Here is a 21,623-nt window from a genome sequence, read left to right as displayed (position 1 = left end):
CAAATTTTGCGTTTTTACATTTAAGTTTGAAAGAGGTACGCCAAAATTTTCCTTACCTTTGTAAAGGATAAAACAAGAGATATGCAAACAGAGAAAGATCGGATTTTGGAGTTGCGGAAAGCGCTTGAATATCATAATTATAAATATTATATCGAAAATGCACCGGAGATTTCAGACCGGGAGTTCGACGGGTTGATGCACGATTTGGAAAAACTGGAAGAAAAGTATCCGGAGATGTACGATCCCAATTCCCCGACCCAACGGGTAGGGAGGGATATCAATCAGGAATTTACTCAGGTCGCTCATAAATATCCGATGCTTTCTTTGGGAAATACATATAGCGAAGAAGAATTGCGGGATTTCGATCAGCGGGTGCGGAAAGTAGTCGGTGACCGGGTACAGTATGTTTGTGAGTTGAAATACGACGGGACTTCGATTAGTCTGACTTATGTGAACGGTGAGCTCACTCAGGCGGTTACCCGGGGAGACGGCGTGAAGGGAGACGATGTCACGGCTAATGTCAGGACGATTCGCACTGTACCCTTGAAGTTGAGAGGGGATTATCCGCCCGAATTCGAGATCCGGGGGGAGATTCTGATGCCTTTTTCGGTATTCAATCGCTTGAACCAGGAAAAAGCAGAGGCCGGAGAACCTTTGTTCGCCAATCCCCGGAATGCTGCTGCAGGAACCTTGAAATTACAGAATTCTTCGCTGGTAGCGAAACGGCATTTGGATTGTTTTCTTTACTATATTCCCGGCGAAGTGACTCCGGCGGAAACCCATTACGGAAACTTGATGAAAGCTAAAGAATGGGGCTTCCATATGCCCCCTTATATTCACTTGGCCGATTCGTTTGAAGAAGTTTGGGCCTTTATCACAAAATGGGATGAAGAAAGGACGGGTTTGCCGGTTCCGATCGATGGGATTGTGATCAAAGTCAATGATATCGGGATGCAGCATTTGCTGGGATATACGGCAAAATCTCCCCGTTGGGCCATTGCTTATAAGTTTAAGGCCGAACAGGTGGAGACGCCCCTGATCGATGTGGTTTATCAGGTAGGGCGGACAGGTGCCGTCACGCCGGTAGCCAATCTGGAACCGGTGCATATTGCCGGCACTACGGTGAAAAGGGCTTCCCTGCATAATGCAGATATCATCTCTTCTCTGGATTTACACGAACATGATACGGTGTATGTGGAGAAAGGGGGAGAAATTATTCCGAAGATTGTGGGGGTAGACCGGGCTAAACGCAGGGAAGGAGCCGCAGCTGTCGAATTCATTACGTATTGTCCCGAATGCGGAACAAAATTGATACGGATAGAAGGTGAAGCCAATCATTATTGCCCGAATGAAGACCATTGTCCACCTCAGATAGCCGGAAAAATCGAACATTTCGTTAGCCGTAAGGCGATGAATATAGAGGGGATGGGAGAAGAAACGATCGAGTTATTACTGGGTAAAAGGCTGATCCGGGATGTGGCCGATATTTATGGATTACCGGCAAAGCGAGAGGAATTGATCGGACTCGAAAAAATTGTTTACCCCGAGAGTTTCGAAATGACCAGTATCCCTTTAGCAAAAGTGATTTATGGATTTGAAATCGGAATAAAGAATATTTCTTCCCGAAATGCAGAGACGTTGGCTGGTCATTTCGGTAGCCTGGAAGCTTATGCCGCTGCTTCGAAACAAGAGCTTTCAGCGGTGATAGGCGATGAAACGACGGTAAACCGGATATTGGATTACTTTCGTACTCCTTTTAATCAGACCGTAGAACGCTTGAAAGAAGCAGGTGCCGTTGAAAATATTCCTTTGGATTATGTCGTCTATGCATTGAATATTCCGGGGATAAATTGGCATAAAGCTGACTTATTGGCAGCCCGCTTCGATTATATTTATGAATTATCTGTGGCTTCTGCTGCTGAAATCCGGGCTGTTGAGGGGATCGATGCAGATGAAGCCGATAGCATTGTCCGTTTTTTCCGTTCTAATGAAAAATTGGTACGGAAATTGAATACTTTATCCGTTTATCGGATGCAGGAGAAATCGGTAGATAATTTAATCGCCGGTATCGAAAAATCGAAAACGGCCGGTTTTCCCGCTTTATTGAATGCTTTGGGAATCCGGTATATCGGAGAGACTGCCTCCCGTAATCTGGCTAAAAGTTTCCGGGAACTGACCAGGCTGATGGAAGCCGATTTTGAGCAATTGACCGAAGTAGAAGATATCGGTGAACAGATGGCTAATAGTATTTTGCGCTATTTTGGTAAAGAAGAAAACAGACAATTGGTGAAACGTCTGATCGATTATGGCGTAGAAGCAGAAATAGGAGAAACGGAAACAGGAAACGATAACCTGACAGGGCAAACATTTGTGATTACCGGTACACTGACCCGGCCCCGCGAATACTTCAAAGAGTTGATTTTGAATGCAGGGGGAAAGGTCAGCGATTCTGTTTCAGCCAAGACCGCCTATTTGTTGGCTGGCGAAAATGCCGGTAGTAAATTGAAAAAGGCAGAAAAATTGGGTACCCGGATTATTTCTGAAGAAGAATTTTACGAATTACTGAAATAATAGGGAATACCCTGCTACATCAACGAAGTAATAAACGAGGATATGACAAAAAATGATAACAAAAAATTGAAAGAAATAATAGACTTAGCTTGTGAAGAGGCAAAGCGTTTGGGGAATACGAAGGTTTCACCCGAACATTTGTTTCTGGGGATGTTGCGGATGGATCAGGCCAGGGCTATCGATGTTCTGATCGCTTTGGGAGTGGATTTTTATGAGGTGAAAGCAAAAATCGAACAGAAACTGAATAAGCAAAGGAATAAGAGTGAAGAGATGCCCGATGAGCTGGATCTTACTCTGGCTGCCAACAGTATTGTTAAACGGGTCATCGAGGAGGCCTGGAAGCTGGGGGATGAGGAAGTAGAGTCGGAACATCTGATGTTGGCCATGTTGAGAAATCAGGCAGGGTTTGTCACAAAATTGTTTAATTCTATGGGAGTAGATTACGAGAAGTTTAAAGAACAACTGCTGAAGGAGAAAACCCGTATGCAATCCGATTATGGAGAAGAATCCGATGAAGACGAGGATGCAGGTGATGAAGAATCGATGTACAATCCCTATCGTCAGAACGGGCCTGCTAAATCGGATACACCGGTATTGGATAATTTCGGTATAGATATCACGAAAGCTGCCGAAGAAGGTACCCTCGATCCGATCGTAGGGAGAGACCGGGAAATCGAACGATTGGCCCAAATTCTGAGCCGGAGGAAGAAAAATAATCCGGTGTTGATCGGAGAACCGGGGGTCGGTAAATCGGCTATTGCCGAAGGGTTGGCGATCCGTATCATCCAGAAAAAAGTGTCACGGGTATTGTTCGATAAGCGGGTAGTAGCTTTGGATATCGCGTCTATTGTTGCAGGTACGAAATACCGGGGACAATTTGAAGAGCGGATGAAAGCCATTCTGAATGAATTGGCTAAAAACAAAAATATTATCCTTTTTATCGACGAGATTCATACCATTGTAGGAGCCGGAGGGTCGGGAGGTAGCCTGGATGCGGCAAATATGCTGAAACCTGCGCTGTCGAGAGGGGAGATTCAGTGTATCGGGGCGACGACCCTCGACGAATACCGGCAGAATATCGAGAAAGACGGTGCTTTGGAAAGACGCTTCCAGAAAGTATTGGTCGAACCGACTTCTTTCGATGAAACGGTCGAAATCCTGAACAATATCAAATCCCGCTACGAGGATCATCACAACGTCCGTTATACCGATGAGGCGATCAAGGCCTGTGTCAAGCTGACGACGCGTTATATTTCCGACCGGGCGTTGCCTGACAAAGCGATCGATGCGATGGATGAGGCCGGTTCACGGGTACATATCGCCAATATCCATGTGCCTCAGGTTATCGAAGAGTTGGAAAGATCGGTGGAAGAAATCAAGAATAAGAAGAAAGAAGCGGTCAAACAACAGAATTTCGAGGTTGCAGCTGCTTTTCGGGATAAAGAACGCCAATTGCTGGCCCAGCTCGAGCAGGAAAAAGACAACTGGCAGAAAGAATTGAAAGAAAACCGGGTGGTGGTCGATGAAGAGAGTGTGGCCGAAGTAGTGGCAATGATGACCGGAGTACCCGTAAAACGGATCGCTAAGACCGAGGGTATGAAATTGTTGCAGATGCGTGAAGAATTGGCGGATAGTGTCGTCGGACAACAGGAAGCGATTGAAAAGATCGTTAAAGCGATACACCGGAACCGGGCCGGATTGAAAGACCCCAACCGACCGATCGGATCGTTCATTTTCCTGGGGCCTACCGGTGTCGGAAAAACTCAATTGGCCAAAGTATTGGCACAATATCTGTTCGATACGCCTGATTCGCTGATCCGGATCGATATGAGTGAATATATGGAGAAATTTGCTGTTTCCCGGTTAGTCGGGGCACCTCCCGGATACGTAGGATACGAAGAAGGCGGACAGCTGACGGAGAAAGTGAGACGTAAACCTTATTCGGTAGTATTATTGGATGAGATTGAAAAAGCACATCCCGATGTATTCAACATCCTCCTGCAGTTGCTGGATGACGGCCAGTTGACCGATAGTTTGGGGCGGCGCGTCGATTTTAAAAATACGATTGTGATCATGACTTCCAATATCGGAAGCCGGCAATTGAAAGATTTCGGACGTGGTATCGGATTTATGGCTGCCGATAAGACGAATGACAACGATTATGCCAAGAGTGTCGTGCAGAAAGCGTTGAAGAGTGCCTTTTCTCCTGAATTTCTGAATCGTATCGATGATGTGATCGTCTTCAATCCTTTGAGTAAGGAAGATATCCATAAGATCATAGATATAGAACTGAAAGGACTGCTCAAGCGGGTAGGTGAATTGGGATACCACATCCAGGTTTCGGATGCTGCAAAAGAATTCCTGACCGAGAAAGGGTATGATCCTCAATATGGAGCACGTCCGTTGAAACGGGCTATCCAGAAATACCTGGAAGATGAATTAGCCGAAGTGATCATCAAAGGCGACCTTCCCGAAGGGGGGACCCTTTATGTCGACTGCGATAAGGAAAACGATAAGCTGAAGGTAAAAAGTAAAAAGCTAGAGGCTAAAAGCTAGAAGAGACGAAAAGCTAGAAGCTAAAGGCGAGAAGGCTATAAAATAAGAAGCTAAAGGCTATAAAGCAAATTATAAACTCCTTTTCTTTGCTTTTAACCTTTAGCTTCTTTGCTTTTTTATCTTTTCAGCTTCTCGCTTTTAGCCTTTAGCTTTTAAGCCTTTTCGCCTTTATTGTTCCTCCGTACAAATATCCACCTGTTTTTCGATGAGCTGATCCAGGGAGATGAAAGATTCGGTTTTAGCAATACCGGGAATATTTTGCAGAGTATTGATCAGGATATCCATCAGATGCTGGTGGCTGTTACACCGGATTTTCAGGAAAAAGGAGTAGTGACCGGTGATGAAATGGCATTCGATTACTTCAGGGATCTTTTCTATTTCTTTGACAACTTTTTTATATTGGGAAGCATTATCCAGAATGACCCCGATGAAAGCACAAATCTTGAATCCCAGTGCGCGTGGCTTTACAATGAATCGTGAACCTTCGATGATGCCGGCATCTTCCATTTTTTTCACTCTTTGGTGAATAGCTGCGCCGGATATACCGCATTCACGGGCAATCTCCAAAAAAGGTACTCTGGCATTTTTTACAAGATAGGATAGAATTTTTCTGTCTATATCATCGATCTGGTATTTCATAGCATTTAGGTATTGATTAGTAAAATGAGATTATCTGAAGTTCAGAATACTATACAATTGTTTGCGTTGTTTGTAATATCTTCTTCCTTCTTCGTTGGTAATGTTTTTGATGACTCCGTCTATCAAATTATTGAATATCGTTGCAAAAGTAAATCCTTCCGGAGGGTAAATATCCGGATTATGAATATCGTTTAGTTTGGCGATATACATCCGGGCGATCATCTCGCTTGAAATATCCTTCTTATACATGCCTTGTTCCATGCCTTTCTCGATATTGATTTTAATCTTCTCATAGATAAAATCTGAACGCATTTGCATATGTTCTTCGAAAATATCCGGGAAAGCTTTCGATAACATAATGGTGAATGAAGGAGATACATTGAAAAAACGGTTGTTGATTTCATCACTGACGATCAACATAATATCGATAGCGTTCCACCCTTCGAAATTGTATTCATTGAAGATTTCTTCAAAACATCTCCGTTCATGCTCCAGTATGGCTTTGACAATGTCTTTGCGGTCGGTGAAATTTTCTTTCAATTCCTCTAAGGTCAGGCCCACCTTTTGCAAGTGTTCTTCGTTGAAATCATTAATTCCGTATTTCGAAATATAGGTTCGTAATTTTTCTGCCAGTTGAAATCTCTGTTCTGTCATTGTTCTGCAAAATTCGGTTTGATGCCGTAAATATAATAAACAAAATGGGATAGCGCCAATTTAAAGTTGTAAATTATTATTTATTCGATCTTTTTTCTTTTAAAATATAGTTGATAATAAGAAAATTGTTTCAATTCTGTTTTTGATAGGATTTCATGGGGAGACATACTATTTTAAAGGTTGTTTTTATACCTTTGTACGATCAAGGGTTGTGATATCTAATTTGAAAATAAATGAAAAAGGGGATACTGGGATTTTTGTTGATACTGCAGGGAATGGTATCGATGGCTGCTGAGAATAAGACGAAATTGATCGTAGGGATTACAGTCAGTAATTTTTATCCGGAGTGGGTAACTATTTATAAGAACGATTTGGCAGAAGGAGGCTTGAAGAGAATTTGTGGGCAAGGTAGAGAGATGATGGCCGATTATCGGTATCTGTATTCGCAGACCGGAGTGGATCAGGCAACGATTTATACGGGTTTATTGCCATCCGAACATGGGGTGATCGCTCACGATTGGTACGATCGTTTGAGAGGAAAGCGGCAGAATAATGTGATCTCGGATAACTGCCTGATGTTGGGGGAAGATGGAGTCAAAGGGCTTAGTCCTGAAGGCTTACAAGCCTTGACACTCGGATGTGCTATGAAGATGAATAATGTTTTTTCGAAAGTATATAGTGTTGCTGTCAATGGGGAAGAGGCGGTTCTGAGTGGAGGAAGCTGTGCGAATATGGCTATTTGGTTGAGTGAAGAGTCAGGTAAATGGATCTCTTCCGATTATTATGCCGATTCGTTGCCGGGGTGGCTGCAGGCTTATAATGCCAAAATGGAAAGCGATTTTTTTATTCGCCGGGGGTGGATGGCTTTGGGGGATGAGGATGGTAATGCAACCTCCCTGCGTTTGAAGAACAAGATCGGTTTGGGAAATAATTTTTATTACGATTTGGCACAGGCGAAACGGAAATTCGATACCTATCGGATTTTAAAAGCTACTCCTTATGCTAATACCCTGGTGACGGATTTAGCGCTTGAATTACTCAAGACGGAGCAACTCGGGCATGATAACGATGCTGATTTACTGGCACTGAATTTTTCCTGTCTGGACTATATGAACCGGGATTATGGCGTATATTCCCGCGAATTTCAGGATGTCGTGATGCGATTGGACCGGGATGTCGAAAAGCTTTTGAATGAATTGGATAGCCGGGTGGGAAAAGGAAATTATACCGTTTTTCTAACTTTTTCCGAAGCCCGTGAATTGTTGCCGGAAGAATTGGCCAAGATGAGATTGACCTCCGGATATTTCAGTATTTTTAAAGCCGTTGCCTTATTGAAGTCTTTCTTGAACCTGGTATATGGAGAAGGGGAATGGATTTTGGATTATGATGCCGAACAAATTTACCTGGATCGTCAGTTGATCGAACAGAAAAAAATTTCTTTGAAAGAGATGCAGGATAAGATCGCTGATTTTATGATCGAATTCGAGGGGGTCGGACATGTACTGACTGCTTATTCCTTGACTCATAATGCGTCGTCGGCAGGTAAGGAAGTCTTGTTTCAGAATGCTTTTTCTCAGAAACGGAGCGGAGATATTTTGTATTCCTTGGTACCGACCTGGATTCCAACCCTAAAGGAACGGGAAGACAATTATGCGCGCTATAGCAAGAGAAACCGGGTTCCGCTTTATCTGTATGGGGCTGGGGTACCTCAGGACTTACCTCAGGAGTGTCAAATGACCGCTTTGTTACCGATGTTGTGTCGTATACTGGAAGTACCGGTTCCCTATACGGCCGGGAAATAGAAGTTTTTTCATTTGTTTTTAAAGCGGAGTGTTTCCATCAGAGTGACGATGTCTTCCCGTAAATAATCGATGACCGGAGCCAAAGAATCTTTATCGGGGTGCTGGTTGAAATATAAAGCTCCGCGCAGAAAATGACGGGTGGAATCGGTGATGAAAAATTGAGTGGAAGAAGCGGTATTTCCTTCGATATAATAAATGAGTCCGAAAATTTCCCGATTCTTGAAATATTTTTCGTTGATCGATTCGGCCTTTATCGTATGCGTATAGGCCAGATGATGACAGTCTTCGAGATAATGATTCAGGGCGGTATCGTTGTTGATCTCTTTATAGGAGAGATGGAGTTTGGCGTTGTATTGCGGATAAGAAAGATTCATCCACCCTGGTTCTGCCTGCTTATCGGGATCGGCTTCCAAGATGGCCTGTGCCGATTGCTCGAAACAATAGGGTAGAGTGTCGGGAGAAGCGACCCACTGTTTTTCAGGAAAGTCGATCCTGAAATATCCGTAAGGCTTGGGAGTATATTGGTCCTTGCAACCCGACGCCAGGAGTAAGAATAGAATAAAAGCTGTTTTTAGCATCACATGAGGTATTTATTTTTCAGTAAACCTGTATCAATTTCTTTCGTATTTGATTTTTTTTATCCGGCGGTTATCGACTTCCAAAATTGTGAATTTATGGCTTTGATAAGTGATTACGTCGTTCTTTCCGGGCAATTCTCCCTTGATTTCCAGAATCAAACCGGCCAGGGTATCGGCTTCTCCTTCGATATCTTTGAAACTATCCGGATCTGCATCTACGATTTTAATAAAATCATTTAATAGAGTACAGGCTTCGAAAATATAGGTGTTGTTGGATAATTTCGTATAGGTTTCTTCTTTTTCATCATATTCATCGTTGATTTCTCCGACAATTTCTTCCAGAATATCTTCCATGGTTACGATCCCGGAAGTTCCTCCGTATTCGTCGACGATGATGGCCATATGGACCTTTTTTACCTGGAATTCTTCCAGCAAATCATTGATTTTTTTGGTCTCCGGTACGAAATAGGCCGGACGGATCAACGATTGCCATGCGAAATTCTGAGGCTCTTTCAGATGGGCAAGCAAGTCTTTGACGTACAAAATACCTTCGATGGTGTCCAGATTTTCACGATATACCGGCAAGCGGGAATACCCGTGTTCGATTACCACATTTTTGACTACTTCGAAACTATCTTCGATATCCAGGGCTATAATGTTGATACGGGGACGGATGATATCGATGGCAGCGATATTGCTGAACCGTACGATTCCCTCTAAAATATCTTTTTCGTCGTTGATTTCTGCATCTTCGGTCAATTCCAGGGCTTTGGATAACTGATCCATGGATAAGCCGTCTTTTTTGGCCATTCGTTTGCTGATAAGGGAAGTTGACCGGATCAATAAGGTCGATAAAGGACGGAAAAGATAAGTGAGGAAAGTCAAAGGACCTGCCATAAAAATGGCCATTTTTACCTGTGAGCGATTAGCGTATAATTTGGGTATAATCTCACCGAATAAAAGGATGATGAAAGTGACCCCTATCACCTGGATGATAAATCCCAACACAGGATTACCCGAAAAATCGAATAAAGAATTAACCAGATAAGTCGATAGAATGACTATACCTACATTTACGAAATTATTAGTAATCAGAATGGTCGATAGTAATAGATTCGGCTTTTGGTGAAGATTGGCTACTTTATCGTAACCTTTTTCTTTCAATTTTTCTAATTCTCCGGGAGATAGAGAGAAATAGGCTACTTCTGAGGCAGAAGCTAATGCTGAACATAACAGAAGGAATAGAAGAATAATCAGAAAAACAATGTCTGCAAGATCGAAAGTTCCGCGGAATATACTTTGTGCCGCGTCATAAGCGTCTGTTTCCAAAATGAAATGAATTAGTTAAACAAATTAAGCTAAAGGCTATAAGCTATAAGCTAAAAGCTGATTGCTATGAGTTTGAAAAGCCAGAGCTTTAAGATTAAAACTCCAGGCTATACTGGGACAAAGATAATTGAAAAACTTTATTTTTATAGCTTTTCACCTTTCGCTTTTCGCTTATAGCCTATAGCTTATCGCCTTTCAGCCTTAAAATGGCAGATCGTCGTTATCGTCCGGTGTATTCATCGGAGGAGTAGCGGTCGTTGAAGTGCTACTTGAAACCGACGGCGTATAAGATCTGGGAGCATTTCCTGTGGCCTCACCGTCTTGTCTGGAAGATAACATTTGCATATTATCGGCATAAATTTCGGTCGTATATCTTTTTACTCCATTCTGGTCGTCCCAGGAACGGGTACGAATCCGTCCTTCGATATAAAGACGCATTCCTTTTTTGACATACTTTTCGACGATTTCAGCCAATCCTCTCCATAATACGATGTTATGCCACTCGGTCTGATCGATGTTTTCGCCGTTTTTGTTTTTATATCTTTCCGTAGTTGCCAGACGGAGATTGGCAACCGCTACTCCGCCTTCCAGGTATCTGACTTCCGGATCAGCACCTACATTTCCAATTAAAATTACCTTATTTACCATAATGCGTCCTAATTAAATTATTTAAATAATTGAAGCAGATAATGAGTGAATCATTGTTCGAAGCCCATATACACGTGTAAATTTCTTAACTGAAATTTTACACAAGTTACGAAAAAAAACGGACATGGGATACATCGTCTGCATGATTTTTTTCAGAAAAGCGAAATTAAGGAAAAAAATCTGATTCAGAAAAAAATGACAAAAATCATCCCGTTTTTTTTATTCTTAATAGAAAAGCTTTATATTTGCAGACTGAAATTTGAACGAGAAGAAATAAATTATTGAATATTAAATATTTAAAGAAAATGACAAAAGCGGATATTGTTAACGAAATTTCGAGAACGACCGGGATTGAGAAAGTAGCTGTGCAAGCAACTGTGGAGGCTTTTATGGAGTCAATTAAAAATTCCGTTGTTGAGGGTAAAAACGTGTATTTAAGAGGTTTCGGTAGTTTCGTTGTGAAGAAGAGAGCTGAAAAAACAGCCCGTAATATTTCTAAAAACGTAACTATCAAAATTCCGGAACATTTTATTCCTTCATTCAAACCATCCAAGAGTTTTGTTAACGACGTAAAGGGTAATGTTAAAAAATAAGAAAGGAGGAATTTATGCCAAGCGGTAAGAAAAGAAAAAGACATAAGATGGCTACCCACAAACGGAAAAAAAGACTGAGAAAGAATCGTCATAAGAAGAAGTAAAATTCTTCGCGTTTGTGAGTAAAGATATAAACCTAAAGGCACACGTCTTTAGGTTTATTTGGTTAAAAGATAATGTAATACGGTATCTTAAATAGATAAAAGTTGTGAGTAGTGAGTTAGTTATTGACGTCAAAGCAGATGAAATTGTCATTGCCCTGTTGAGAGAAAAGAAACTGATCGAATTGACAAAGGAAAAGACCAGTATGCAATTTGCTGTCGGGGATATTTATCTCGGAAAAGTGAAGAAAATCATGCCGGGATTGAATGCTGCTTTCGTGAATGTAGGGTATGAAAAGGATGCTTTTTTACATTATCTGGATTTGAGTCCCCAGTTTCATTCGCTGGATAGCTATATCAAACAATGTATAGCTAGAAAAGGAATGCCGGTATCGAAGTTGAAACTGGAACCGGAAATTCCCAAAAATGGGAAAATTGCCGATATTCTGACAGTCGGACAATGGGTGGCCGTTCAGGTGGCCAAAGAACCGATTTCTACCAAAGGACCCCGCTTGACTTCCGAACTGAGTATTGCAGGACGGAATCTGGTATTGATGCCTTTTGCCGATAAAGTGTCGGTTTCCCAAAAAATAAAATCTCCGGAAGAACGGAAAAGACTGAAACGTTTGATCGAAAGTATCAAACCGAAGAATTATGGCGTGATCGTCCGGACTGTCGCCGAAGGAAAGAAAGTAGCTGTTTTCGATAGTGAGCTCAAAGAATTGGTCGAACGTTTCGAAACGGCTTTTAAACACATCCGGGAGATAGAACCTCCGAAATTGATTTTAGGAGAGATCGATCGTACCAGTGCCATACTCCGGGATATCCTGAATCCCTCTTTCGAAAATGTATATGTCAACGATATCACGCTGAGTAAAGAAATCCGGCATTTTCTGACTACTATTGCTCCGGAAAAGCAGGATATTGTCAAATATGTTTCTCCTGAGATACCGATTTTAGACCATTTTGGTGTGGATAAGCAAATCAAATCTTCTTTGGGAAAGACGGTTTCCTTTAAAAACGGAGCCTATCTGATTATCGAACATACGGAGGCTTTCCATGTGATCGATGTGAATAGCGGTAACCGGACCAAACTGGGGGACGATCAGGAAACGAATGCCCTTGAAGTCAATCTGGCAGCAGCCGAAGAAGTGGCTCGGCAATTGCAGTTGAGGGATATGGGAGGGATTATCGTCATTGATTTTATCGATATGCAAAAGGCGGAAAATCGCCAGAAATTGTTCGATAAAATGAAGGAATGTATGGAAATCGACCGGGCAAAGCATACGATCCTGCCATTGAGTAAATTCGGGTTGATGCAAATTACCCGCCAACGGGTACGCCCCGCTATGACTGTGGATACGACCGAACTGTGTCCGGTATGTCACGGTACCGGTAAAGCGGAAGCCGCTATTCTGGTGATCGATAAGATTGAAGATGAATTGGAATTTTTTGTATGTGAGAAGAAAAACAAACGTATTATCTTAAAAGTGCACCCTTTTGTCGGTGCCTACCTGAAAAAAGGATTACTGTCCATGCGGCGGAAATGGGCTTTCCGTTATCATATTTCACTGAAAATAGTTGATGTCCCTTCCTATTATATCTACGAATACCATTTCTATAACCGCTATAACCGGGAGTTGGAGAATTAGAAAAAAGTAAAGGTGAAAAGTGGAAAGATCGATCGTCCGGTTGGGAAGGAGGATTGATCAGGGGAGGATTTTATATTGCTGAGAAGAGGGATTCCGGGTGTATATGCTATGGCTGTCAACTTATGAAAATACAGCGGACAGAGATTGTCCGTGGCCTTCTTAAAGAAACTTGAAAAACGTTTGCATACCCATTAATTATATGTTAAACTTGTATTTGCGTCTAGTGTGAAAAAAAATTAATAATATTTTTGTATGGAGATTTTGCATCAGACGGTGTAGAGGCAAGAATGAAAATTAATTAATAATACACTTAATAGTTTATGAAAAAAGGATTGTTTGCTTTTTTGTTGACGTTCATGCTGGGTATTTTTACTGTTTCGGCACAGGTAGAAAATCCGGCTCAATGGTCATATTCTCAGAAGAGTCTGGGAAATAATGAATACGAACTTGTTTTTAAGGCCGCTTTAGAACCGGGATGGCATATTTATTCGATGTATACGCCCGAAGGTGGTCCTATGGCTACAACTGTTACTTTTGAAGAAGCCGGAAAAGGGATCGAATTGGTTGGAAAAGCAACAGAGAACGAACCCAAAAAAGAACATGACGATGTATTCGGTGTGGACGTTTGGTCGTTCGAACTTGAATATGTCATTACTCAAAAAATTAAAGTAACCGATCCGGCTATTGCTGCTGTAAAAGGTGAAATCGAATTTCAGGTATGCCGCGAAGGACAATGTGTGAGATTCGACGAATCGTTCGATATCAAGATCGGTGATCAGCCTGCTGCTAAAACTGAAGTAAAAGCTGCTGCTGCAACCGATTCTTCCAGTGATTCGACTAAAGACGAGTCTTTGTGGATATTTTTCTGGGGGGCTTTCGTAGCCGGTTTGGCTGCTGTGGTGATGCCTTGCGTTTTCCCGATGATTCCGATGACTGTATCTTTCTTTATGCACGGAGATACGAACAAAGCAAAGGCGAAAGCAAAAGCGATCTTCTTCTCTTTGTCGATTATCGCTATCTATACCGCTCTGGGATTGATTATTTCTATGTTATTAGGTCCTGATTTTATCAACTGGTTAAGTACCAATTGGGTGCCTAATGTATTTTTCTTTGTGATCTTTATGATTTTCGCAGCTTCTTTCTTCGGTGCTTTCGAGATTGTATTACCTTCCTGGATTGTAAATAAATCGGATGCACAGGCAGATAAAGGCGGATATGTCGGAGCTTTCTTCATGGCTTTCACTTTGGTATTGGTATCTTTCTCTTGTACAGCTCCGATTGTCGGGACTGTACTGGTTGAGGCTGCCAGAGGATCTGTACTGCGTCCGATTATCGGTATGTTGGGATTTTCTATCGCTGTAGCCTTACCTTTCGGTTTCTTTGCTTTCTTCCCTTCAAAACTAAGCAACCTGCCGAAATCAGGAGGTTGGTTGAACTCTGTAAAAGTGGTACTCGGTTTTATAGAAGTTGCTTTAGGATTCAAATTCCTGATGGTTGCCGACCAGACTTACCACTGGGGATTACTCGACCGTGAAATATATATCGCTATTTGGGTAACGATCTTTACTTTGCAGGGATTGTACCTGATGGGTAAAATCAAATTTGCACATGACAGCGAACTGAAATACATCGGTGTTCCCCGTCTGGCGTTTATCATCGCTACGTTCACTTTTGTGGTATATCTGATTCCGGGTATGTTCGGTGCTCCTTTAAAAGCTTTGGCCGGTTATTTCCCGCCTCAGGAAACCATCGACTTCGATATCAACCGGATTGTACGGGATAATGTAAAGCAGATTTCTGTCAGTGGTGTTGCTACCGGAACAGCTAAGAAGTCTGACGCTTGTGAAGCTCCGAAATATTCCGATTTCTTGCATTTAGCTCATGGTTTGGATGGCTATTTCGATTATGATCAGGCTTTAAAATGTGCTCAAGCTCAAAACAAGCCGCTCTTTATCGACTTTACAGGACACGGTTGTGTAAATTGCCGCGAAATGGAACAATCGGTATGGTCCGATCCGCGTGTATTGGATATGTTGAAAAACGATTATGTCGTAGTGGCTTTGTATGTAGACGACAAGACTACTTTACCTGAAAGTGAATGGTATGTATCCGATTATGACGGAAAGAAAAAGAAAACATTAGGCAAGAAAAATGCTGACTTTCAGATCAAGAAATTCGATTCCAATGCACAGCCCAACTACATTTTGTTGGATAGCCGCGGCGGCAACGATAATGATCTGAGACCGCATATACTGGCTGCTCCAAGAGGACATAACCTGGATAAAGATGCTTTCGTTGAATTTTTGAAACAAGGTTTGGAAGAATATAAGAAAAGAGGAAATAATTAATTGACTCTTTGACTGATCGATCAGGTACCCCGGAAACGGGGTACCTTTTTTATTTTCCGAAAATTCGGTCTTTTATGTAACTTTTAATCTTTTCAACTGTCTTAGTATTGTAAGTGAGTTTGAATGATGGATAAAAATGAATTTATATCTCTGGTACTTCCTTTAAAGGATCGGTTGTTTCGGGTGGCTTGGTGTATTCTGCGAAGCAAAGAAGAGGCCGAAGATATTGTTCAGGATGTAATGCTGAAGGTGTGGAGGGATGAAAAAGGAAAGGTTGAAAATCTGGCAGCTTATTGTTACACCATGGCCCGGAATCTGGCTTTAAACCGATTGGTCTTGAAAGACAATCGGAGCAAGGAGTTGGAAGGGGCATATGAACAGGAAGTGCAGGAACAACCGTTGGAAAATATAATCCGTACCGAAAAGATGAAGTTGTTATATCGGATGATTGACGGATTACCCGGTTTACAGCGGGATGTCGTCCAATTGAGAGATATGGAAGGACTGAGTTATCGGGATATTGCGAAAACTTTACAGGTGACGGAAGAACAGGTGAAAGTGAATTTATTCCGGGCCAGGAAAAAAATTAAAACATGGATTTTAAACATGGAGAATTATGGATTATGATCGGATCATAGGGTTGTTGGATAAGTACTGGAAGTGTGAAACCACCTTACCCGAAGAAGAAGAACTGCGTTATTTTTATAAGCATTGCCGGCAAATGCCGGAAGAATTGGCCGAATATAGGGAGCTGTTCATCTTTCAGGAAGGGGAAAGACAAATCGGGTTAGGAAATGATTTCGACCGGAAAATTTTGGCTTCCATCTACAATAAACGTCCTGCCGGATGGAGAAAAGGGCTTCGGGTGGCTGCGGTGTTGTTGTTATTGATAGGGGTAAGCCAGGTATTGATCGATATAGGGAATCCGCAAAAGGATACTTGTCAGACTCCCGAACAGGCACTGGCCGAAGTCCGGCAGGCTTTGAATTTTGTATCTTCGAAGATGAACAGAGGACAACAACTGTTGGAAGAGAATATGGACGAAATGAAATGGATAAACCGATATATAAAATAAATAGGTAATGAAAAAGTGGATATGCATTGGATTATTTTTGATAGGAACCTGTAGTGTCCAGGCCCAGGATCTGGTAAGCGATTTTTTGGCCAAGACGAAAGAAAATAAAGTCTTTACACAGGTCAATATCAGCTCCAGGATGTTTCAAATGATTTCAGAGATCACGGATGCTGAAACGGAAAGTATTATCCGAAATTTGACCGGTATGAAAATGCTGACAACAGAACAGGAAACAGACCGGTATTTTCAGGAAGTACGGACGATGCTTCAGAAGCGAAAGCCTGAATATGAGGAATTGATGAGCATTCTGGAAGAAGGAGAACAGGTGTGGATGTATGTCCGGGAAAAGAATAAGGAGATTGTCGAATTGGTGATATTGGTAGGAGGAAAGGAAGAGTTTATGTTGATGAGCTTTTGTGGGGTGATCGATTTGAAAAAAATCTCCCGTTTGGCTAAAGCAGTAAATGTGGAAGGTATGGAGTACCTCGGAAAAGTAAAGAAATAGAGTGTGTCGAATTTTAAACTTTGGGATGATGAAAAAAAGTTTGTTCGTATTGATTTTAATCGGAGGTTGGGTAATCCCCTCTTGGGCTCAGAATAACAAAGAGTTCGAACAATTGTGCAAAAAATATCAGGATTCGGAAAATGTCGGATCGTTCGGAATGGATGGCTTGGGTTGTCTTTTGGCTTCCTGGTTTATCGGGAAAGAAGCGAACGATATAAATGCATTGATTCGGCAATGTTCTTCTTTCCGCATATTGAGTTGTAGCGGAGAAGAAAGTAAAATGCTATGTAAAGATATCCGGGCATTTGTCCGGGCTAGCAAACTCGAGGAATTGATCAGTGTACAAGAAGATGGATCGGAGGTGAAACTCTATATGCAAACGGTTAAAAATAAAGTCCATCAGGTTTTTGTATCGGTTGTCGATGAAGAACAGGAAGTTGTATTTCTGCAAGTAAAAGGAAAATTCGATCTGGCAGCTATTCAAAAATTAGCTAAAACTTCTCAGATTAGTTATCTTTGCCACTGAAAAGGACAACAGATATGCAGATATTGAAGTATATTTTCATCGGTTTGCTGATATTTTTAACGTGTGGTTGTGGTGGAAAGAAAAAACAAGGAGAATTCCGATATTTCCGGAATTATCAACGTACATTTAACGATTTGAACGATAAGCATCTGAAGGCTGCCCGACAATGGGGGATACAACCGGTTACTTCTGACGAATTGTTGGAAGAGCAAATGGGAAAGTTGGATAAAATCGGCTCCTGTCGTTATTATCAGGTAGATGAATTGACCCATTCTATCCCTTATTTGGTTCCCCGGGCAGAGAAATTATTGAAGACGATTGGCCGGAATTTTCAGGATTCCCTTTCCAGTAAAGGCCTCTCTTCCCGTAAGATCATCGTGACCAGTGTGTTGAGAACAACCGGGAATGTGAAAAAGTTGCGGAAGAAAAATGTGAATGCCAGTGCCAACTCAGCTCATGTTTATGGAACTACTTTCGATGTTGCATATGCCCGTTACAAAGGAGCCGAAAAAGAAGAAACCGATAAATTAAAGTCTGTGTTGGCAGAGGTTTTGCAAGATTTGCGCAAGCAAAAGAAATGTTATGTCCGTTACGAATTCAAACAAGGGTGCTTTCACATCACTGTTCGTTAAGTGAACAGGTGCGCTTCATTCTTAGTTGTACCTTTTGTAATGAATTTGGTAACCGACTCCTTTCTTTAAAATCAACTGGTCTTTGTCGAGCTGTATGATATTCAGGGTGTCTGAAAAATGTAAGGTTTGACGGTTGCCGGTACTTTCTCCTTCCAGAATGAGTGTTTTTCCGTTTATCTTCCAGCTTTTGTATTGAAGAGTGGCCATATTGATCGAACTGGCTTTCCCGTCTTTCTGAAATTTTATTCCTTGTACATCCTGGGCTCTGCCGGGGATGGGTTCACACCAGGAACCTAGTATTTTTTTCTCGTAACCTGTATTGGAACAGGATATCAGGCCTAAAGTCAGACAAGCGATTAAAGTAAAATTTTTCATATCACATTTTATTTTATAGTTGTTTGTTTTTAAGGAGATAGCAAAAATAAAATTCTATAGGTGAAATGACGAACTTGTCTTGGAGAAAGAGAAAAAATCTTGATTTTAATCAAGATTTTTTCTGGATTCGTAGAGAATACGGGTTCTGATCCGGCTTAATGTCTCGGGAGTGATTCTGAGGTAAGAAGCAATTTCTTTGAGATTAACCCTGTTCAAAATATCGGGAACTCTTTTTTGTAATTGGAGATAACGTTCCTCGGGGGTATCACAATGCAGGGAAATTATTTTTTTGAGAAAGTCGAAGGCCAACGATTCGACGAATGCACGTACATAAATTTCACCGTCGACCGATATTTGAAGAAAAGGATGTAAGGTTTCCAGAGGGGCCTGGATAACGACAGAATCTTCTAAAGCTTTTACATCCAATAAAGCGTCACAACCCTTTCGGGAAGGCAGGTAGGAGGATATAATTTCTTTCTCGAAAGCAAAAGCCATAATGTGTTCTGCACCTTTAGCGTCATGGCGGAGAAATTTGAAGCTTCCCCGGACGATATAGGCTATCTCATGGCAAAAATGTCCCCTTTGGATAAAAAAACTATTTTTCTTGATTTCTGTTCTTGTCCCGTGTTTTAGGATAATATTTTTCAGGAACTCCAATTCTTTTATATGGATATCGATATCTGACATGAAGCTTGCGGCATACTGTTTATCCGGACGAAGATACAAATAAAGCCTCACATTTTAATATTGAATTATCTTTCAAAATTGATTATCTTTGCACGCCCGGAAGGGAAGGAATCATAGGTAATTATAAAAATAAAATATATTATGGGTTTACAATGTGGTATTGTCGGACTGCCGAATGTTGGAAAGTCTACCTTGTTTAATTGTTTGAGTAATGCGAAGGCGCAATCCGCCAATTTCCCTTTTTGTACGATAGAGCCCAATGTCGGGGTGATCACTGTTCCCGATGAACGGTTGAATAAACTGGTCGAGTTGGTGAATCCGCAGAATGTGGTTCCTGCTGTGGTTGAAATTGTCGATATTGCCGGCCTGGTGAAAGGAGCCAGTAAGGGCGAAGGATTGGGTAATAAGTTTCTCTCTAACATCCGTGAGACGGATGCTATTATTCATGTGTTACGTTGTTTCGATGACGATAATATCGTACATGTGGACGGTAGTGTAGATCCGGTGAGGGATAAGGAAATTATCGATACTGAATTGCAGTTGAAAGATTTGGAAACAGTAGATAATCGCTTACAGAAAGAGGAGAAAAGAGCTATGACAGGTGGGGATCCGGTCGCTAAACGCTTGGTTGAAGTACTTCATCTGTATAAAGCTGCCTTGGAGAAAGGATTGTCTGCCCGTACCGTCGTATTGGACGATTTACAACAGGAAGCGGCCAAAGACCTGCAATTATTGACCAATAAACCCGTATTGTATGTTTGCAATGTCGACGAAGCCTCGGTTGTGAAGGGAAATAAATATGTAGATGCTGTTCGTGAAGCGGTGAAAAATGAAAAAGCCGAAGTATTGATTATCGGGGCAGGCATTGAGGCTGATATTGCAGAACTGGAGACCTACGAAGAAAAACAATTGTTTCTGGAAGATTTGGGACTAAAGGAAGCCGGAGTCAACAAGCTGATTCGTACGGCTTATCATTTATTGAATCTTCAGACCTATTTTACTGCTGGCCCGAAAGAAGTGAGGGCATGGACTTTCCGTAAAGGTATGAAAGCACCTCAGACGGCCGGTATTATCCATACCGATTTCGAAAAAGGGTTTATCCGGGCCGAAGTGATCAAATACGATGATTTCATTGCATACGGTTCCGAAACGAAATGCAAAGAAGCCGGCAAAATGTCGGTAGAAGGGAAAGATTATGTGGTGCAGGATGGAGATATGATGAATTTTAGATTTAATGTATAATCGATCACGGGGACGGGGCAATTGTGCGAAATTTTCGCACAATTGCCCCGTCCCCGTGATCGATTTTTCATCAGTCTTCTTCGTTAGGTAGATAGAAGTCGAAATCGCTATTGCGGTCACAGATTAGAAGGCCGTCCTGGATGGTCAAGGGAGCTACTTGAATACAACTTCTCCGGTATTGATACGGTAGGTTGCCTGATTCATCATTTCGGGTTTCGGTATGTGATTTACGTCCCGGGTGTGTGAAGTAGAATATATAAGCTTTATCTCCGGCCACAACGACGTCGGCATGTGCTCCCTGAGGAGTATCCTGGAAACGCTTGCCTGGTTTATCCAGGAGCAATCCTTGTTTTTCCCAGGTATTTAAGTCGGTGGAACGGTATACCCGCAAACCTTGCCATTCATCGGTGATCATCCAGTAATAATTGCTGAAACGGAATACTTTGGGGCCTTCATGGGCATTCCCTCCAATTGCCGGCTGATCGTGGGTAATCCATTTTTTTAGATTTTTACTTTCGGCCATCATTGTCACAGAGCCGCGGTTCTGGTCTTTGTACCACATTTTCCAAGTACCGTCGGGAGTCCGGTATAAGGTAGGATCGATGATATTGGAGTTGATCTGTGGTTTTCCTGCATATTTCCAGTCCCATAAATTTTTACTAGTGTAGTGGGCGATACAGGCATTCCCGCTCCAATGATTGCGTACGCCTTGAATATAAGATACGAACATATGGTATTTACCGTTGTGATACACGACATCCGGTGCCCAGAATGTGTTGTGTCCCGGTTCGATATCCAGGTCGAGAGTGCCCCGGTAAACCCAACTTTGACCATGGTCGTCGGAAGAGGCTATACCGATCTGATTCCCATAACAATAGGCGACGTCTGCGGTTTCGGAATTTGCCCGGCGTTGCGTGTAAAGCATCCACCAGTTTTTTTCAGTCCGGTTCCAGATAAGTACCGGGTCGGCAGCTCCATCGGTAATCGGATCCCGGAATAGGGGAGCCGGAGCTTGGTGTTGTCCCCACAAACTCATGGTGTAAAGCAGGAATAGAATGAAAAATAAAATTTTCATGGCTGTAGAGTGATTAGATTAGTACAAAAGCTTTA

Annotated in this window: 20 protein-coding genes and 1 pseudogene; 13 read left to right on the top strand and 8 right to left on the bottom strand. The window is 42.0% G+C overall.

Annotated features, from left to right (window positions below; genetic code table 11):
* Positions 1-81: 81 nt before the first annotated feature.
* The 3 genes and pseudogenes from ligA to WS34_RS01845 all read left to right on the top strand — a co-directional run.
* Positions 82-1,779 (top strand): annotated as a pseudogene (ligA, locus tag WS34_RS01850) (NAD-dependent DNA ligase LigA); the annotation flags it as partial.
* Positions 1,777-2,571 carry a helix-hairpin-helix domain-containing protein gene (locus tag WS34_RS15885; protein WP_502685461.1) on the top strand — a complete coding sequence of 265 codons (795 nt, stop codon included), beginning with the start codon at positions 1,777-1,779 and terminating at the stop codon, positions 2,569-2,571. The pseudogene ligA and the gene WS34_RS15885, both read left to right, overlap by 3 nt.
* A 42-nt stretch (positions 2,572-2,613) precedes the next feature.
* Positions 2,614-5,127 carry an ATP-dependent Clp protease ATP-binding subunit gene (locus tag WS34_RS01845; RefSeq protein ID WP_046402772.1) on the top strand — a complete coding sequence of 838 codons (2,514 nt, stop codon included), beginning with the start codon at positions 2,614-2,616 and terminating at the stop codon, positions 5,125-5,127.
* A gap of 168 nt (positions 5,128-5,295) precedes the next feature.
* Here WS34_RS01845 and WS34_RS01840 read toward each other — a convergent pair whose 3' ends face one another.
* A complete protein-coding gene (locus tag WS34_RS01840) occupies positions 5,296-5,766 on the bottom strand; it encodes an Lrp/AsnC ligand binding domain-containing protein (protein ID WP_013610555.1) in 471 nt (156 codons plus the stop codon).
* Between the two features lie 30 nt (positions 5,767-5,796).
* Positions 5,797-6,420 carry a hypothetical protein gene (locus tag WS34_RS01835; protein ID WP_013610556.1) on the bottom strand — a complete coding sequence of 208 codons (624 nt, stop codon included), beginning with the start codon at positions 6,418-6,420 and terminating at the stop codon, positions 5,797-5,799.
* A gap of 233 nt (positions 6,421-6,653) precedes the next feature.
* On the opposite strand from WS34_RS01835, the gene WS34_RS01830 reads away from it, so the two are divergent.
* Entirely contained in the window at positions 6,654-8,222 is a 1,569-nt protein-coding gene (locus WS34_RS01830) for an alkaline phosphatase family protein (RefSeq protein ID WP_013610557.1), read from the top strand.
* Between the two features lie 8 nt (positions 8,223-8,230).
* On the opposite strand, the gene gldD is transcribed toward WS34_RS01830, so the two are convergent.
* From gldD to WS34_RS01815, 3 genes are all read right to left on the bottom strand, one after another.
* Positions 8,231-8,800, bottom strand: coding sequence for a gliding motility lipoprotein GldD (gene gldD, locus WS34_RS01825; RefSeq protein WP_022160937.1), 570 nt, complete (start codon positions 8,798-8,800; stop codon positions 8,231-8,233).
* A gap of 33 nt (positions 8,801-8,833) precedes the next feature.
* Positions 8,834-10,129 carry a gliding motility-associated protein GldE gene (gene gldE, locus WS34_RS01820; protein ID WP_087381965.1) on the bottom strand — a complete coding sequence of 432 codons (1,296 nt, stop codon included), beginning with the start codon at positions 10,127-10,129 and terminating at the stop codon, positions 8,834-8,836.
* A 201-nt stretch (positions 10,130-10,330) separates the two neighbouring features.
* On the bottom strand, positions 10,331-10,780 hold the full coding sequence (locus tag WS34_RS01815; RefSeq protein WP_046402769.1) for a single-stranded DNA-binding protein: 450 nt from the start codon (positions 10,778-10,780) through the stop codon (positions 10,331-10,333).
* A 284-nt stretch (positions 10,781-11,064) separates the two neighbouring features.
* Between WS34_RS01815 and WS34_RS01810 the strand changes: the two genes are divergently transcribed.
* The 8 genes from WS34_RS01810 to WS34_RS01775 all read left to right on the top strand — a co-directional run bounded on the left by WS34_RS01810 (position 11,065) and on the right by WS34_RS01775 (position 18,209).
* A complete protein-coding gene (locus tag WS34_RS01810) occupies positions 11,065-11,370 on the top strand; it encodes an HU family DNA-binding protein (RefSeq protein WP_445557737.1) in 306 nt (101 codons plus the stop codon).
* Positions 11,371-11,578: 208 nt separating this feature from the next.
* The gene (locus WS34_RS01805; RefSeq protein ID WP_022160284.1) at positions 11,579-13,123 is read left to right on the top strand and encodes an Rne/Rng family ribonuclease; all 1,545 of its coding nucleotides are present in this window, start codon (positions 11,579-11,581) and stop codon (positions 13,121-13,123) included.
* Between the two features lie 320 nt (positions 13,124-13,443).
* Positions 13,444-15,471 (top strand): protein-disulfide reductase DsbD family protein, encoded by a 2,028-nt coding sequence (locus tag WS34_RS01800; RefSeq protein WP_013610573.1) that lies wholly within the window; start codon positions 13,444-13,446, stop codon positions 15,469-15,471.
* Between the two features lie 123 nt (positions 15,472-15,594).
* Entirely contained in the window at positions 15,595-16,098 is a 504-nt protein-coding gene (locus WS34_RS01795; RefSeq protein WP_013610574.1) for a GFO_1088 family ECF-type sigma factor, read from the top strand.
* Positions 16,088-16,546 carry a PG0215 family putative anti-sigma factor gene (locus WS34_RS01790; RefSeq protein WP_013610575.1) on the top strand — a complete coding sequence of 153 codons (459 nt, stop codon included), beginning with the start codon at positions 16,088-16,090 and terminating at the stop codon, positions 16,544-16,546. Before WS34_RS01795 ends, WS34_RS01790 begins: the two co-directional genes overlap by 11 nt.
* Before the next feature lie 7 nt (positions 16,547-16,553).
* Positions 16,554-17,051 (top strand): DUF4252 domain-containing protein, encoded by a 498-nt coding sequence (locus WS34_RS01785; protein ID WP_013610576.1) that lies wholly within the window; start codon positions 16,554-16,556, stop codon positions 17,049-17,051.
* Positions 17,052-17,076: 25 nt separating this feature from the next.
* A complete protein-coding gene (locus WS34_RS01780) occupies positions 17,077-17,577 on the top strand; it encodes a DUF4252 domain-containing protein (protein WP_041556231.1) in 501 nt (166 codons plus the stop codon).
* Positions 17,578-17,591: 14 nt separating this feature from the next.
* Complete coding sequence (locus WS34_RS01775; protein ID WP_013610578.1) at positions 17,592-18,209, top strand: DUF5715 family protein; 618 nt, start codon at positions 17,592-17,594, stop codon at positions 18,207-18,209.
* A 21-nt stretch (positions 18,210-18,230) separates the two neighbouring features.
* On the opposite strand, the gene WS34_RS01770 is transcribed toward WS34_RS01775, so the two are convergent.
* Positions 18,231-18,584 carry a lipocalin-like domain-containing protein gene (locus WS34_RS01770; protein WP_046402765.1) on the bottom strand — a complete coding sequence of 118 codons (354 nt, stop codon included), beginning with the start codon at positions 18,582-18,584 and terminating at the stop codon, positions 18,231-18,233.
* Between the two features lie 105 nt (positions 18,585-18,689).
* Entirely contained in the window at positions 18,690-19,271 is a 582-nt protein-coding gene (locus WS34_RS01765) for a Crp/Fnr family transcriptional regulator (RefSeq protein ID WP_286693593.1), read from the bottom strand.
* A gap of 141 nt (positions 19,272-19,412) precedes the next feature.
* Here WS34_RS01765 and ychF point away from each other — a divergent pair, with 141 nt between their 5' ends.
* Positions 19,413-20,513, top strand: coding sequence for a redox-regulated ATPase YchF (gene ychF / locus WS34_RS01760; RefSeq protein WP_013610581.1), 1,101 nt, complete (start codon positions 19,413-19,415; stop codon positions 20,511-20,513).
* 70 nt (positions 20,514-20,583) lie between these two features.
* Here ychF and WS34_RS01755 read toward each other — a convergent pair whose 3' ends face one another.
* A complete protein-coding gene (locus WS34_RS01755) occupies positions 20,584-21,588 on the bottom strand; it encodes a family 43 glycosylhydrolase (RefSeq protein WP_286693592.1) in 1,005 nt (334 codons plus the stop codon).
* Positions 21,589-21,623: the final 35 nt, after the last annotated feature.

The organism is Odoribacter sp. N15.MGS-14, from assembly GCF_000980245.1.
Taxonomy (GTDB): Bacteria; Bacteroidota; Bacteroidia; order Bacteroidales; family Marinifilaceae; genus Odoribacter; species Odoribacter splanchnicus.
This window is presented reverse-complemented; position numbering and strand designations above follow the sequence as displayed.

What these genes read in the sequence shown, in the direction of transcription:
- WS34_RS01845 (WP_046402772.1), top strand. Translation starts at nt 2,614, where the DNA reads ATGACAAAAAATGATAACAAAAAATTGAAAGAAATAATAGACTTAGCT.
- WS34_RS01840 (WP_013610555.1), bottom strand. Translation starts at nt 5,766, where the DNA reads ATGAAATACCAGATCGATGATATAGACAGAAAAATTCTATCCTATCTT.
- WS34_RS01835 (WP_013610556.1), bottom strand. Translation starts at nt 6,420, where the DNA reads ATGACAGAACAGAGATTTCAACTGGCAGAAAAATTACGAACCTATATT.
- WS34_RS01830 (WP_013610557.1), top strand. Translation starts at nt 6,654, where the DNA reads ATGAAAAAGGGGATACTGGGATTTTTGTTGATACTGCAGGGAATGGTA.
- gldD (WP_022160937.1), bottom strand. Translation starts at nt 8,800, where the DNA reads ATGCTAAAAACAGCTTTTATTCTATTCTTACTCCTGGCGTCGGGTTGC.
- WS34_RS01800 (WP_013610573.1), top strand. Translation starts at nt 13,444, where the DNA reads ATGAAAAAAGGATTGTTTGCTTTTTTGTTGACGTTCATGCTGGGTATT.
- WS34_RS01795 (WP_013610574.1), top strand. Translation starts at nt 15,595, where the DNA reads ATGATGGATAAAAATGAATTTATATCTCTGGTACTTCCTTTAAAGGAT.
- WS34_RS01790 (WP_013610575.1), top strand. Translation starts at nt 16,088, where the DNA reads ATGGATTATGATCGGATCATAGGGTTGTTGGATAAGTACTGGAAGTGT.
- WS34_RS01785 (WP_013610576.1), top strand. Translation starts at nt 16,554, where the DNA reads ATGAAAAAGTGGATATGCATTGGATTATTTTTGATAGGAACCTGTAGT.
- WS34_RS01780 (WP_041556231.1), top strand. Translation starts at nt 17,077, where the DNA reads ATGATGAAAAAAAGTTTGTTCGTATTGATTTTAATCGGAGGTTGGGTA.
- WS34_RS01775 (WP_013610578.1), top strand. Translation starts at nt 17,592, where the DNA reads ATGCAGATATTGAAGTATATTTTCATCGGTTTGCTGATATTTTTAACG.
- WS34_RS01770 (WP_046402765.1), bottom strand. Translation starts at nt 18,584, where the DNA reads ATGAAAAATTTTACTTTAATCGCTTGTCTGACTTTAGGCCTGATATCC.
- WS34_RS01765 (WP_286693593.1), bottom strand. Translation starts at nt 19,271, where the DNA reads ATGTCAGATATCGATATCCATATAAAAGAATTGGAGTTCCTGAAAAAT.
- ychF (WP_013610581.1), top strand. Translation starts at nt 19,413, where the DNA reads ATGGGTTTACAATGTGGTATTGTCGGACTGCCGAATGTTGGAAAGTCT.
- WS34_RS01755 (WP_286693592.1), bottom strand. Translation starts at nt 21,588, where the DNA reads ATGAAAATTTTATTTTTCATTCTATTCCTGCTTTACACCATGAGTTTG.